18 protein-coding genes are annotated in these 13,626 nt (G+C 68.5%); 17 read left to right on the forward strand and 1 reads right to left on the reverse strand.

The window, feature by feature from the left end; translation table 11 throughout:
• Nucleotides 1-120 precede the first annotated feature (120 nt).
• A complete protein-coding gene (locus tag AC07DC_RS05490; protein ID WP_478912025.1) occupies nucleotides 121-1,356 on the forward strand; it encodes a helix-turn-helix domain-containing protein in 1,236 nt (411 codons plus the stop codon).
• A gap of 50 nt (nucleotides 1,357-1,406) precedes the next feature.
• Nucleotides 1,407-1,916 carry a flavoprotein gene (locus AC07DC_RS05495; protein WP_478912027.1) on the forward strand — a complete coding sequence of 170 codons (510 nt, stop codon included), beginning with the start codon at nucleotides 1,407-1,409 and terminating at the stop codon, nucleotides 1,914-1,916.
• A 216-nt stretch (nucleotides 1,917-2,132) separates the two neighbouring features.
• Here the strand turns inward: AC07DC_RS05495 and AC07DC_RS05500 are convergent, their stop codons facing one another.
• Nucleotides 2,133-2,519: a GntR family transcriptional regulator gene (locus AC07DC_RS05500; protein ID WP_478912029.1), complete on the reverse strand. Its 387-nt coding sequence runs from the start codon at nucleotides 2,517-2,519 to the stop codon at nucleotides 2,133-2,135.
• 898 nt (nucleotides 2,520-3,417) lie between these two features.
• Here AC07DC_RS05500 and AC07DC_RS05505 point away from each other — a divergent pair.
• From AC07DC_RS05505 to AC07DC_RS05575, 15 genes are all read left to right on the forward strand, one after another.
• Nucleotides 3,418-3,714, forward strand: coding sequence for a hypothetical protein (locus tag AC07DC_RS05505; RefSeq protein WP_478912030.1), 297 nt, complete (start codon nucleotides 3,418-3,420; stop codon nucleotides 3,712-3,714).
• Nucleotides 3,711-4,364: a GGDEF domain-containing protein gene (locus AC07DC_RS05510; protein WP_478912032.1), complete on the forward strand. Its 654-nt coding sequence runs from the start codon at nucleotides 3,711-3,713 to the stop codon at nucleotides 4,362-4,364. Before AC07DC_RS05505 ends, AC07DC_RS05510 begins: the two co-directional genes overlap by 4 nt.
• Nucleotides 4,361-4,597 carry a hypothetical protein gene (locus AC07DC_RS05515; RefSeq protein ID WP_478912034.1) on the forward strand — a complete coding sequence of 79 codons (237 nt, stop codon included), beginning with the start codon at nucleotides 4,361-4,363 and terminating at the stop codon, nucleotides 4,595-4,597. The genes AC07DC_RS05510 and AC07DC_RS05515 overlap by 4 nt, the downstream gene beginning before the upstream one ends.
• Nucleotides 4,581-5,261 (forward strand): DUF2637 domain-containing protein, encoded by a 681-nt coding sequence (locus tag AC07DC_RS05520; protein ID WP_478912036.1) that lies wholly within the window; start codon nucleotides 4,581-4,583, stop codon nucleotides 5,259-5,261. Before AC07DC_RS05515 ends, AC07DC_RS05520 begins: the two co-directional genes overlap by 17 nt.
• A gap of 33 nt (nucleotides 5,262-5,294) precedes the next feature.
• Nucleotides 5,295-5,657 carry a hypothetical protein gene (locus AC07DC_RS05525; RefSeq protein ID WP_478912038.1) on the forward strand — a complete coding sequence of 121 codons (363 nt, stop codon included), beginning with the start codon at nucleotides 5,295-5,297 and terminating at the stop codon, nucleotides 5,655-5,657.
• Nucleotides 5,657-6,028: an RRQRL motif-containing zinc-binding protein gene (locus AC07DC_RS05530; RefSeq protein WP_478912040.1), complete on the forward strand. Its 372-nt coding sequence runs from the start codon at nucleotides 5,657-5,659 to the stop codon at nucleotides 6,026-6,028. The genes AC07DC_RS05525 and AC07DC_RS05530 overlap by 1 nt, the downstream gene beginning before the upstream one ends.
• A gap of 20 nt (nucleotides 6,029-6,048) precedes the next feature.
• A complete protein-coding gene (locus tag AC07DC_RS05535) occupies nucleotides 6,049-6,342 on the forward strand; it encodes a hypothetical protein (RefSeq protein ID WP_478912041.1) in 294 nt (97 codons plus the stop codon).
• 84 nt (nucleotides 6,343-6,426) lie between these two features.
• Nucleotides 6,427-8,670, forward strand: a complete 2,244-nt coding sequence (locus tag AC07DC_RS05540; RefSeq protein ID WP_478912043.1) for a P-loop NTPase family protein — start codon at nucleotides 6,427-6,429, stop codon at nucleotides 8,668-8,670.
• 139 nt (nucleotides 8,671-8,809) lie between these two features.
• Complete coding sequence (locus AC07DC_RS05545; protein ID WP_478912045.1) at nucleotides 8,810-9,061, forward strand: hypothetical protein; 252 nt, start codon at nucleotides 8,810-8,812, stop codon at nucleotides 9,059-9,061.
• A 37-nt stretch (nucleotides 9,062-9,098) separates the two neighbouring features.
• Nucleotides 9,099-9,293 carry a hypothetical protein gene (locus AC07DC_RS05550; protein WP_478912047.1) on the forward strand — a complete coding sequence of 65 codons (195 nt, stop codon included), beginning with the start codon at nucleotides 9,099-9,101 and terminating at the stop codon, nucleotides 9,291-9,293.
• A gap of 19 nt (nucleotides 9,294-9,312) precedes the next feature.
• Complete coding sequence (locus tag AC07DC_RS05555; protein ID WP_478912048.1) at nucleotides 9,313-9,933, forward strand: hypothetical protein; 621 nt, start codon at nucleotides 9,313-9,315, stop codon at nucleotides 9,931-9,933.
• A 5-nt stretch (nucleotides 9,934-9,938) separates the two neighbouring features.
• Nucleotides 9,939-10,277, forward strand: a complete 339-nt coding sequence (locus AC07DC_RS05560) for a hypothetical protein (RefSeq protein ID WP_478912050.1) — start codon at nucleotides 9,939-9,941, stop codon at nucleotides 10,275-10,277.
• 85 nt (nucleotides 10,278-10,362) lie between these two features.
• Nucleotides 10,363-11,064, forward strand: a complete 702-nt coding sequence (locus AC07DC_RS05565) for a DNA methylase (protein ID WP_478912052.1) — start codon at nucleotides 10,363-10,365, stop codon at nucleotides 11,062-11,064.
• A complete protein-coding gene (locus AC07DC_RS05570) occupies nucleotides 11,061-11,894 on the forward strand; it encodes a bifunctional DNA primase/polymerase (RefSeq protein WP_478912054.1) in 834 nt (277 codons plus the stop codon). Before AC07DC_RS05565 ends, AC07DC_RS05570 begins: the two co-directional genes overlap by 4 nt.
• Nucleotides 11,895-11,896: 2 nt before the next feature.
• Complete coding sequence (locus tag AC07DC_RS05575; RefSeq protein ID WP_478912056.1) at nucleotides 11,897-13,372, forward strand: ATP-binding protein; 1,476 nt, start codon at nucleotides 11,897-11,899, stop codon at nucleotides 13,370-13,372.
• The last annotated feature ends 254 nt before the right edge of the window (nucleotides 13,373-13,626 follow it).

Raw genomic sequence — 13,626 nt, forward strand, 5'->3', positions numbered from 1 at the left:
TTTCTTGTCTAATGACACATGCTGACCGCAGCGGTGACGAGGAGCCGAGATCTACGGCCCTCGCGCCGTCGCGTCGGTACCGTGAGAGACGCCCCTATACGGCAGCAGGAGGCAGCACACATGCGTGGCCTTGGAGATCATCTCAGCATCGGCGAACGAATCGCGTTCTACCGGAAGCGCCGCGGATACACCCAAGAAGTCCTGGCAGGACTGGTGGGCCGTAGTACGGACTGGTTGGCGAAGGCTGAGTCTGGGCGACGCCGACCGCCGCGGATCGACATGCTCGCGGAACTCGCGCGCATCCTGCGGGTCCCCCTCGGGGACCTGGTGGGGCAGTCCATGCTCATGGAAGATGAGAAGCAGCAGGACGACGTGCCGGCAGTACGTGATGCCCTCATGAGCCCGCGGCGACTCTCGTGCCTGCTGTTCGGGCCGGACGTGGGTGCTCAGCTCCCAACACCCGCGCTGGCCGCGGTTCGTGTCGAGAAGGCATGGAGCGACTATCAGGGCGGCCGTCTGGGGAGTGTGCTCGCCGCCCTCCCTGCGCTTCTCCTGGCTGCCCAAGAGCTGGAGGACCGTGCTGCCCGCCGCGAGGAGGACCGGCACGACTGCTGGGCAGTATCGGCCCGGACACATCACCTCGCCGCAACGACTCTCGCGAAGATCGGAGAGTCGGACATCTCCTGGCTTGCAGCGGAGCGCGCCATGCAGGCGGCTGATGCCTCCGAGGACCCCTTGGTTCTGGCGTCTGCCGCACGGTCCGGGACGCACGCTCTGCTCGCCAACGGACGGTACGAAGCGGCGATGTCATTGGGCGACGCAACCGCAAACTGGCTGGCCCCTCGTGTCGGAGAGAACGACCCAGCAGCCTTAAGCCTGCTCGGGATGATCCACCTGCGGGCGGCCGTCGCAGCGGCCCGCCATCAGGACCGCCCCACTGCCACGCGCCTCCTAGACCGCGCTACGGAACTTGCGCACGATCTCGGTTCGGATGAGAACTACTGGCAGACTGGCTTTGGCCCGACGAACGTGATCCTGCACCGGCTGTCCGTTGAGCTGGACCTCGACAACGTCTCGTACGTCGTGAAGAACGGACGAATCAACGTTGATCACATGCCGCAGGAGCGCAGCGTCTCGCACCGGATCGACTTCGCGCGGGCCCTGTCCCTCGCGGGGCATGGCGACGATGCCTTCGCGGAGCTGCGCAAGGCGGAACGGACTTCTCCGCAGCTCGTACGCAACAATCCAAGGGTGCGCGAGACGCTGCGGGACTTGACCAAGCAGTCTCCCGTGACCGCGGGCTCTCGCTCGTCGGAGGTGTTCGTGATGGCCCAACGTTGCAGGGCGGTGCAGTGAGCACGGGAAAGCGTGGCGTTCTCGGAGTAGTAGGTTCCGCGGCCGGCGGAGTGGAAGCACTCCGCAAAGGGCTGGTCGAGCCCGCGATCGACCGCGGCTGGCAGGTCGCTGTGACATTGACGCCTACAGCGGGTGCTTGGCTGCGCCAGAACGGCGAAGTGGAGCGACTGGAGAAGCTGACCGGGCTGCCGGTCCGGGATGAGCCACGATTCCCCGGAGAGGCCCGCCCGCACCCACTCGTTGACTGCTACGCGGTTGCTCCCGCCAGCGCCAACACGGTCGCCAAGATCGCAGCAGGCATCGCGGACAATCAGGCGCTGACGCAGGTGGGCGAAGCCATTGGGACGCTCGGCCTGCCGGTCGTCGTCTTTCCTCGGGTGAACGCTGCGCATGCGCGACATCCGATGTGGCGGCGCCACCTCGAAGTACTGGGGGAGGCGAAGGTTCGTCTCGTCTACGGTCCGGACGTGTGGCCGCTGTACGAACCTCGGGAGGCGCCTCCCGGGCGCGAACTTCCGTGGATCGCGGTCTTGGACGCGGTGGACCAAGCAACGAAGTGACCTCCAGTCAACTACGTTGACCTGCAACGACGATGGACCCGGACACTCTGTCCGGGTCCATCGTCGTTCTCCCGCCCAGGCTGTTCCACATGACGGAGACGTTCGAACGAAACTGCGGCGAAGCGGGCCTCACGCCCGCGCAGTGCGCCCTGATCAGAGCGAGTCTCAACAAGGCGCGTATGGAGACGGAACGGCTGGTCTATCGAGCCGATGCCGTCACCGAGCTGGTGCTGAACCGTCTGAGCCAACGATCTGCTCAAGGCGCTCAAGGCGCTCTCCGAGAAGACGGATCGTCTCGTGCATAGCGCTGATCTCAGTGGCGAGCGAGACGAACGCGGATCCATCGCGCTGCGGGCCATCGACGGGCTGCGAGGGGTCAACCACGAAGGTGCCGCGCCCCACCTCCGAGAAGACGAGACCTTCGTCTCCGAGCTCTCGGTAGGCGTTCTGCACCTTGACCAGGGTCACCCCGTACTTCTTCGCCAGTTCGCGGGCGGCCGGCAACTGGTCACCGGGGCCAAGGTTTCCGTTCACGACCTCTTGCCTGATGTCCGCGGCGATGTCCTTGGCCGTGGGCCGCGGGGCGCCGGTGCTCTTCTCCATGCGTTCGAGCGTATACGGCCTAGGTCAATTTAGTTCGCCGCTCCCCCTTGACGCTTCGGATTGACCTGGGTAGCTTCATGTCCAACGGATGGGCCTAGGTCAATCTGAATCAAGAAAAGTGCCGCCCTACCGGTGGCGCCGCAGGACCCGTAACGCCCGGAGGCCGCCTGAAAGGGCGGTTCAAAGGAAGCGGATGTTGCTTGAGAACTCCATAGTGTGATCCACCACCGCAGTACGGCCGTGTCGTGACCGGCCGGGGTGAGTGGAGATCCGTCGGCAGGAGCAATCGCACTGCGGTTGCACCGAACGAACGCCTTGATCCGCGATGGCTCATTGATCGCGGGGAGCGGGAGTTGCAGGACTGACCGACGTTAAAGCACGAACACGCGGCACACCTTTGCTGCCACAACCCTCGGCATCCAGGTCACCGAGGCGAGCCGTCCGCGTGAGAGATCCGGAGGGGCACCCCGTTTCCCCTGGAACCCCAAGACGGGCACACACGGCGGAAGAGACCGAGTATCCACAAAAGCATTCCGACCGGCGGGCCCACGGCCCGCCGGCGAACACCTCTGTCCCCTGACCTCGGAGGTTGCTGCGTTCCAACTACATGCCTAGGCGCTGCCGCCGTGGTGGTCCACCACGGCGGCAGCGCCAATCGCCTCGCTGAACAACCCGCCGCGGCGGTGGTGCCGGTCCTCGCGTCCAGCGCTCCCGCGCGGCTGAACACCCTTTCGGCAGCGCTACGGCGTTGTGGCCGGCTGCTCCCCCGCCCGTACAGCCCGTCTTGTACGGGCGGGGTGGCAGGGAGCCGGTTCGGCTTCACCACGGGGCGGTCGCCTCTCACCAAAGATCGCGGCCTCCCCGGTTTCTCCGTCCCTTCGTCTACTGGAGTTCCGTCATGCGTTCGTACATCGGTAATCAGCAGGTAGTAGGCAGCGAAGAGTTCGAAGAGCTGGCACTCGGTATCGACCGCGCCCTGTTCCTCGGTGAGCAGGGCGAGAGCAGCGAGGAGCGGGCGGCGCGTGAGGCTGCGGCCCACGACATCCTCGCGGACCTCATCGCCCAGGGCGAAGCGGGCGACGAGATCGCCGGATGGGACGCGCTGTACGCCGAAGCACTCACCCACACCGTGGCGTTCCTGAACTCCTCCCGCCCCCGCTCGGTGCGGGCGGCCCGGGTGGTGGAAGCGGCATGAGTCAAGCGATGGCCGCTGTGGCCGCTGCCTTGCCGCTAGCGGCCGGATGGTCCGTCCATGGCCTGCGGCTGCACCACCGGATCGAGGCCACCCGCCGCGACCCGTTGACGGGCCTGCTCAACCGGAACGCGTTCACCGCCCGCGCCGACCGGGCCCTGACCCACGGCCGCAGCGCGGTCTACGTCCTGGACCTGGACCGGTTCAAGGAGATCAACGACACCCACGGCCACGCCGCCGGGGACGTAGTCCTGCACGCGGTGGGGCAGCGCCTCACCGCGTGGGGGCAGATCAACGGCCCCATCATCGGCCGCTTAGGCGGCGATGAGTTCGCCGCCATCACCGCTATCCACAACCCCACTGAACTGCTGTGGATGCTCGGTGAACTCCTTCGCTGCCTGCGTGAGCCGATCGAGTTCGAAGGCCATCGGCTGAGCGTGGGCGCCTCCATCGGCGCCGTGGCCGTCGACACCCGGACGGAGACCGCCGACCTGTCGGCGCTGCTGCGCCAGGCGGATGAAGCGATGTACGCCGCGAAGCAGAACGGCGGTGGCTGGCACATCGCCGAGGACACGGCCCCGGCCGCCACGGTCAACGGCCGCCGCGCCGGCCGCCGAGGAACCCACCTGACCCGCACGGGAGGTGCCAAGTGACCGCCTACGACAACGACGCCGACGATTACGAGGACGCGGACGACTACCGCGAGAGCGACGACGAGGAAGGGACCGCGGACACCGGCGCGTGCGACCGCTGCACGATGCGGCCGGGCGAGATAGTCGGGCCCGGGATCTGCTGCGCCTGCTCCATCGGGCAGGGCGCCACCGAGGACGACTGCATGTGCGGCCCTGAGGACATCGAGGGGGCTGGCCATGACGACCGTTCCTGAGCCGCTCCGACTGCCGCCGCTGACCCGCTTCGAGCGGGCCCTTCTCGTAGGGGCCATCGTGTTCGGGGTTGGGGTTGGTGGGACCGGGTTCGCCGTGTCGTTCGGCACGGTGACGGCCGCCGCGGTGCGGTGGGGTTTCGCCCCTCCGCAGATGCTCCCGATCGGCATCGACACCGCGATTCCGGTGTTCTCCATCGTGAATCTGCTGCTGATCCGTATGGACATGCCGTTGGCGTGGGTGCGGTTCGTGCCGTGGTTCCTGACCGGGGTGACGTGCTGGCTCAACATCGCCGCCGGGCACTCCCTGTCGGCGAAGATCGCGCACGGCACCATGCCGCTGCTGTGGGTGGCACTGTCCGAGGTTGCCGCGCATGTCTACGCGGCCCGGATCGGTGCGGTGACCGGCCGCCGGATGGAGAAGATCCGCCGTTCCCGTTGGCTGCTGGCCTTCCCCTCCACGTTCGCGCTGTGGCGCCGGATGACGTTGTGGGAGATCACCTCCTACGCCGTGGCGCTCGATCTGGAGCGGGACCGGTTGTTGGCCCGTGCCGATCTGCGCGAGGAACACGGCCTGCTGTGGCGCTACAAGACTTCCCGCCGATCGAGGGTCCTGCTCAAGTTCGGCGAACTCACCCCCGCCCCAACCATCCCGGACACAAACTAGGAGGAATGCGCGGTAGAGATCGGAAATCAGTCGATGTCTGACCTGCTGGTATCGGCCCCGGCCGCCGACACGCCGCAGCCGTCCTATCCGGCGCTCGAAGCAGCCGACCCAACTGCGACCGCCGACCCGATCGAACCCATCACGGTGCAGCCGACCTCGGCCGCCGCGCAGTCCAAGCGTCGGGCGACCGGTCGAGTCCCCGTCGCCGCCCGCAACCCCCGGCCGACCCGCACCGCCGATCAGCTCCTGACCGAGGCGAGGGAAGCCACCGCGGGATGGTCGGACGCCGAGTTGACCGCCGAAGCGATCCGCAAAGAGCTGCGGACCGCGCCGGCCAAAGCCCGGGTAGTGCGCGATGCGCTCAAGGCTGAGCGCGTCCTCGTTGACGCACCCTGATGCGCTTCTACGACCCGGACGGGGCCCGGTTCGGCATCCCCACCTACCCGTTCCGCCTCGCCCCTGACGGCCTGGCCACCCGCCGCCAACTGCGCGCCACCGGGCTGCGGCCCGGCGGGCAAGGCATCTGCGCGCAGGTGATGTGGTTCTCGCGCCGCTACGGCCGCCGTATCCGCGTCGCGTACCTCTACCGCATCGACCGGGCGCTACCGGTCCGGCCGATGACGCCGGCCAAGTGGGCCGCGCTCGCCGCCGCGAACACCGCCCGGCGCATCTGCCCGCACTGCCGCACCGACGCCGGATACGTCATCCCCATATCGCTCGGTGCCTGTGTGACCTGCGCCTATCCCGAAGAACAGCGCGCCGCCTGAACCGATCGAGGAGAACCGCCGTGAGTACGCACACCGACCACACCACCACCGGCCCGGCCTTCGAGGACATCGGCCGGGGCGACACCCTCACCGCAGACCTGGCGCCGCTCTGTCACGGCAGAGCGATGGGCGACCGCACTGGCGTCTTCGACTACCTCGGAGCGGCTGCCGCAGCCGAGATGCGCGCCGACATGGCCGCCGGGCTCATCGGGCGCTGGCACTGCTGGTACTGCGAATGCGAGATCTACGCCGACGCCGCCGGAGTCGTCACCGAACCGCCGTACGACGCCTGCAACGACCACTGCACCTGCTGACCACCGCTGTTCGGGGTCCGGCCGTCAACCGACCAAAGCGCCGGCCGGACCCCTTCCACTCCCATCACGAGGAGCACACCCACCGTGTCTGAGACCCACGACTTTGACCACCCGGCAGAGGATCCGGACGGCACCGACAACCTCACCAACTCGGCTTCGGTACTGCCGTTCCCGCTCCGCAAGACGGCCACCGGCCCCGCCCCGGCGCCGCCCGTGCCGGATGAGATCAAGCCTGGGGAGTGGCAGGCAGACCTTCCCGACGAGACCCCCGACGATGAAGGGGAGGTATCGGAGGGCGACCCGGTCGACCCGCCGAAGGCCGTGTATCCGCCCTCGATCGCCGAGTGGATGCAGGCCCACGACAAAGCGCGTCAGCCGGTGTTCCCGGACTGGGTGAAGCTTCCTGACCAGCGAGCTGCGGTGCGCCGGTGGGCGGTGCGGCACTACTCGGCCATGGCCGGGTACCACGCGTGGCGCCTGCCGTGCATCTACACACCCAAGCTCCTCGCCTACGCCCCGCGCGGGGCGTGGAAGTGGTCAGCGGCCGCCGGGCACTGGGTGTTCGACGCCGAAGGCAAGACCCTGCGCCTGGCCGCGGTGGCTGCCGAAGACGCGGGCGAGTACCTGAAGTTGTCGCGGCAGCGCGATGCGCGGGTTCGCCTGCGCGGCATCCTCGCCAGCCTCGCGGGAGTCGTCGGTCTGACCGTGGCGCTCGTGCTCTGGGTGATGGCGCCCACGTGGCTGCTGGCCCTGACGGTCGCCACGATGACGACGACGTTGGGGGTGTCGGGTGCGCCGGCGGACCGGCCGCTGATCGACCGGGCGAAGGTCACGTTCCGCAAGCGGAAGCTGTCGTCCGACATCATCACCCGCGCGTTCACCGCGGCCGGGCTGACCGTCAAGGATCAGGGGATCGCGTTCCCGCGGCCGATCGGCCGGGATGGAGACGGCTGGCGCGTCATCGTCGACCTGCCCTACGGCAAGTCCTTCAACGACGCGTTGGCCAAGCGCAAAGCCCTCGCCTCGGGTATCGACATCGCCACCACCCAGCTCTTCCTCGACCCGGATGTGTCGTCGGAGCGGCGGGTGTCGATGTGGATCGCCGACCGCGACCCGCTCGCGGTTCCGGCCGGGCGTTCCCCGCTACTGGGGGCGACACGGGTGGACTTCTGGAAGCCGTTCCCCTGGGGTGTCGATGAGCGCGGCAACCCGGTCATGGCCACCGTGTTGTGGCTGTCGCTGCTGGTCGGTGCGGTCCCGCGGCAGGGCAAGACGTTCTCCGCCCGCACCATCGCCCTGGCCGCGGCCCTGGATCCGTATGTGCGGCTGATCGTGTTCGACGGCAAAGCCTCCCCGGACTGGCGCAAGTTCTCCCTGGTCGCGCACCGGATCGGCTTCGGGATCGTACCGCGCAACGGCCTGGACCCGGTCGAGCTGCTGGTGCGAGCGCTGGAGGAGCTGAAGGGGGATGTGGAGGACCGCTACCACCGGTTGTCGGAGCTGCCGTTGCACATCTGCCCGGAGGGCAAGCTCACCCCGGAAATCTCCCGGGACAAGAAGCTGAACATGCCACTGACGCTCGTGGTGGTGGACGAGGTGCAGGAGTACTTGCAGCACCCCGTGTACGGCAACGTCATCTTGGACCTGCTGGTCTACCTCGCCCGCGTCGCCCCGGCGGTGGGGGTGTCGGTGATGCTTTCGACGCAGAAGCCGGACGACACCGCGTGCCCACCGAAGCTTCGTGACCAGCACCAAGCCCGCTTCTCGCTGCGGGTCGGTTCCTGGCAGGTCTCCGATGTGGTGCTCGGTGCCGGCTCCTACAGCGAGGGCCTGGATGCCTCGCGGCTGCTGAAGTCCCACAAGGGCGTAGGACTACTCAAGGGCATGTCCGACGACGCCGGGATCGTGCGCACCTACCTCGCGGACGGCCGCGACGCCGAAACGGTCCTGACCCGCGCCGCCGCCCTACGCGCAGCCGAAGGCACCCTGACCGGCGACGCCGCGGGCGAGGAGCGGGCCACCCGCCGGGCCGACGCCATCTTGGACGAGGTCGCGGCCGTCCTGGGCCGCTCAGAAGCCAAGGTGTGGTCCGAAGTCATAGTGGACCGCCTCGCCGAGCTGAACCCCGACGCGTACGGCGACTGGAAGGCCCTCAAGGGCCGCGCGAAGGCGGACCAACTGGCCACCGCGCTGAAGCCGTTCGGCATCACCACCGGGCAGGTGTGGGGTCAGACGGAGGCCGGTAAGGACGCCAACCGGCGCGGGATCGAGCGTCAGCACATCATCGACGCGATTACGCAGCGCAACAGGGAACGGGCCGAGAAGTAGCCCAAAGGGTTGCTAGGTCTAGCAAGCCCCGTCGCTAGACCTAGCAACCTCGCTAGCAACCCATTCGCCATCTGATCAGGCGCCTAGCACCTAGCGACTGACCTGCGAAAACCCCGAAACCCGGCCCTGGAGCCCCTTCGTGACCCTCCCAGCGCTTGCTAGCGCCTTCCTCGCCATTGTCACACTGTGTTACATCGCCGTGTGTGCTGGGCAGCCGTTCGCGGCCTGCCGCAAGTGCCGCGGCTTCGGCTTCGCGGTCACCACCAACCGCCGTGGCAAGGCCAAGCGCGGCAAGGACTGCCGCCGCTGCCACGGCCACGGCATCCGCATACGCCGCGGACGCCACCTGTGGAACCTGTGGCGCCGTACCTACGAACGCGGCACCCACTGAACCCTTCCCGCCCCACCGCACCGACAGGAGTCCCGCTGTGGCTGTGACCGTCTCCCTCGTCCTGCTGTTCGGCGCCCTGCTCGCCTTCCTGCTCAAGGTCGGCTCCATCAAGGCCGGCGTCTGCTTCGTCGCCGTGATGTTCGGCTTCCTGCTTGCTTCTACCGGCGCGGCAGGCCCGATCAACCACGCACTCACCGGAGCCGCCCACACCATCGGCGACATGCGCCCCTGAGCACCGGAACGGAGAACCCATGTACGAGTCTGCCCCACCCGCCACATGTCATCAGCTCATCGCGGCCCTGCCCAAAGTGGCCCCGGCGCTGGCCACGTCAACCGTGCTGATCCTGGCGCGCATCTGGAACGCCAACGGCGCCGAACACTCCGTCGGTGACGCGTGGCTGATCGGCGCCCTCGCCGCCGGAGCCGCCATGGCCGGGGGCGCCTCGGCAACCGGCCGCAACGCCGACGGCACCGTGACCGGGATGGCATTCACCGCGGCCGGGACGCTCGCGTTCGCCGGGGTCGCTGCCTACTCTGCCGACCTGCCGCTACCGCTCCTGCTGTGGGCGATTGCCACCGTGCTCGCCTACGCACTGGCCGCCCGCTACTGGCGTACCGACCGCCGCGAAACCGTCGCATACGACCGGCGCACCGTCGAACGCCACGAGGACCACCGGCACGTAGAGACCGTGGAAGTCATCCGGGCACGCGCGCAGGTCGAAAGCGCGCACGCCGGTAGCGCTTACGCCACAGCCCTGGCGGCAGCACTGACCGTCCGCGCAGCCCTGCCCGGGTTCGACCCCGCCGCGCTGGCAACGTCCGGACTGCCCGAACTGACCGCCCCGGACACCGACCCTGACAGGACGTGGTGACCCGCATGTTGATATTCGACGCGTACGACGATGCCCCGCCGATCGTCCGCGAAATGAACCTGGTCCTGAACCTCGTTGCGGCCCTCCGGGTCGCGTCCACCCCCGAGCGGGTGCGGGAGCTGCAGCTCCGCAAAGCCGCGCTCCTGGACCGCATCTCCCTGCAGACACCGGCAGACACCGAGGCTGCCGATGTGGCTGGCGACGCGGCCATCGCGTTGCTGGACCTGGATCACGGGGCGCTCGAAGTCTCGGCTGCAGTCACGCGGACCCGGTTGGGAATCCGGGCCCGTTGCTACGTCCGTGAGCAGTACGCCGCGTACTCCGACGGGCTGCCCATCACCTGAATGTGCCCGGGACGGTCGCCTCTCGCCAAAGACCGCGACCGCCCCGGCTTCTCCGTCCCTTCGAAGAAACAGGAGAACCCCCAGCATGACCCAACTCACCGACCTTCGGCGACCCCGCTTACTGGACGCGTTCTGCTGCATCGGTGGCGCAGCGCGCGGCTACCAGCAGGCCGGCTTCCACGTCACAGGCATCGACATTCGCCCCATGCCCGACTACTGCGGCGACGTCTTCATCCAAGGCGACGCCGTCGAGTACATCCGTGCCCACGGTGCGCAGTACGACTTCATCCACGCCTCTCCGCCCTGCCAGGGCGAGGGCGCACCTTCCAAGGGCAGCAATGCTGCCCGCAACGCGCTGCTTCGGCGCAACCACCCCCGGCTGATCGCCCCGACCCGGACCGCGCTGGACGCCACGGAGCGGCCGTACGCGATGGAGAACGTGGCTGGCTCGGAGGTCCGCAAAGACCTGCGGCTGTGCGGCGAACAGTTCGACCTGGCCATCCTGATGCACCGGTACTTCGAACTCGGAGGGTGGAGCACCGTCAGCCCCGCTCACCCCGCCCACCGAGGACGCGTACGGGGCTGGCGGCACGGCGCGTACTACGAGGGCCCCTACATCGCCGCGTACGGCAAGGGCGGCGGCAAAGGCACCGTGCAGGAGATCCAGCAGGCCAAGCAGATCGACTGGTCCGCCGATCACTTCAACCTGCGCGAGGCCCTACCCCCCGCATACACCCGGTGGATCGCGGGCGCGTTCCTCGCGAACACGGCGGAGGTGGCGGCATGAACGAGCTGCTGAACACCGCACGAGACCTCGCCGCTTCCGGCGTGCCCGTGCTGCCGCTGCGCGCGGGGAAGGTGCCGTTCGGGAACTGCCGGATCTGCGCCGGCAACGCGTGCGGTGGGCGGCCGAACATGAAAGCCGCGGGGACCTGCCTATGCGTTTCGGTGTGCCATGGATGGGCCGCCGCAACGACCGACACCGGCGTCCTCACGTCTGCCCCGTGGGCGGCGTGCTGGCGGCAGGCTCGGGCAGTCGCCTACCACCCCGGCGGGGCATGGCTGACCGTGGTGGACCTCGACAACGCGCAGGCCATCGCATGGGCCCGTGAAATCCTGCCCGCCACCCGAGTCGTGACCACCACCCGGGGCGAGCACTGGATCTACCAAGGGTCCATGCGATCCGCGAACGCCGTACGACCCGGGGTCGACATCAAGTCGAACATGGCCTACGCCCGCTGGCTCGGATTCGGCACCGGCGCCATGACGGTCCTACCGGACGTCGTGCGTGCCCTGACCACGAAGCAGCCGGCCCCGGCCCGCCCGGCGGCCGTCACGGTACCCGCGCCCACCGGGGACGGGCAGTGTCCGCACCGCACGCCCAAGTATCTGGCCCGTGGCCTGGCCATGGCGGAGCAGCGCATCACCGAGGCTCGGGAGGCGGTGCACGCCACCGTGTACCGGACGTTCCTCGCGGTGCTGTCCGCGCACGGCCGGTGCGGCTGCCTGACCGAGGCGCACATCGGGCGGTTGTTCGCCGCCGCGCAAGCCAAGGGGGAATCGGCCCGGCACTGCACCGACGCGTGGAGCAATGCCCGCACCAGGTTGGGACTGTGAGCATGTCTGAGGACGAGAAGACTCCGGCACGCGAGGTCATCGCCGACTACGCGCAATCACACTTCCGGTACTTCCGCACCGCCGACGGAACCGTGTACGCGCAGAAGAACGCCCACCCCGTGGCACGCCCGATCCGATCGCAAGGCACTGCGGGCAGCCACCGGCAGGAACTCATGGTTGGTCTCTTCACCGACGGGTTCGGCGTGTTCAACGGGACCGCGCTGAAGGAGGCGTTGGACTTGATCGAAGCACTGGCGATGAGCCAAGACGTGCAACCCGTCCATATCCGCGTCGCCCCGGGATTCGACGGCGCGACCTGGCTCGACCTGGGCCGCAATGACGGACAGTCCGTCCGCATCCACCCCACCGGGTGGGACATCCTCACCCCCGACCCGCAAGAAGTGTGCTGGCGCCGCACCCAGCTCACCGGGGAACTGCCCATGCCGGCCAAAGACACCGGCGGTAAGGGCATCGACGTCTTCCTGCGGCTGTGCAACTTCGCGAACGCGGAGACCGAATGCTTGGCCATCGCGTGGTTGATCGGCTGCCTGGGGCCGTCTGTGCCGGTCCCCGCCCCGTTCCTCACCGGCCCTCAGGGCGCGGGGAAATCCACCGGCGGACGGATGCTCGTGCGCATCATCGAGGGCATGAGCGGCGACCTGCGCCGGGCGCCGAAGGATGAGGAAAACCTGATCGCGGCCGTAGCCGCCGGATGGATCACCGCCCTGGACAACCTCTCCCACCTCACACCCGACCTGGCCGACGCCATGTGCTGCATCGTCACGGGCGCCGAGAGCATCAAACGCGCCCTCTACACCGACGGAGACGTGGTCCGCTCCCGGTACCGGCGGCCCCTGCTCATGACCGGCATCGACGTCGGCGTCATCCGCCCCGACCTCGCCGAACGCCTCCTACCGCTACGCCTGGAACGCCCCCGAGTCCGCCGCACCGAAGCCGAGCTGTGGCGGGAGTTCGAGGACGCTCTGCCCGTCGTCCTGGGCTCCCTGCTCGACCTCACCGTCAAGGTCCGCGCGGCCGAGGCGGACATCCCTACCGACCTGCGGATGGCGGACTTCGCGCACCTGTGCGCGCAGCTCGACGCGGCGGCCGGCCTCGGAGCGCTCACCGCCTACCGCACCAGCCTGGACGACCTCAACGACGACGTCATCGAGGGCGACCTGCTGGCACAGACCGTCCTCAAGCACGCGGCTGGCCTAGATCCAGGCACGCAGACGCGGATGACGTCCGCCGAGTGGCTGCACTGCCTCACCCGCCTCTACAGCGGCGACGACTGCCTTCCCCTGCCCAAGGGGTGGCCCACCACCGGCAAAGTCCTCTCCGACCGCCTCAAGCGCCTCCAGCCGACCTTGGCAGCCCGCAGCGTCCTCATCGACTGGGGCCGCAGCAATACCGCCCGCTACATCGAACTGACCCGGCCCGCCGCCCCGCCCCCAAGCCAGCAGGAGGCAGCGTTCTGAACCGCGCCACCGCGCGCACAAGCAAGAAGAGCACCGGCCCCCGGGGTGCTCTTCTTGCTGCTCGGCGGCAGCGCCGCCGCCTGAGGGACGTGCCGCGCAGCGGCTCCTTCTTGGCTCTATGAGTCGCACCAGCCCACTACACACGCTCCTCTCTTTTTCCTAAGGGAAGAGATGCTGCGTCACCTGCGTCACCACCGGGTCGAAAACGGCCCGTGACCTGCCGCTACAGCGGTGACGCAGACGGCCAATCGCTG

Source organism: Streptomyces sp. NPDC045021 (genome assembly GCF_056432645.1).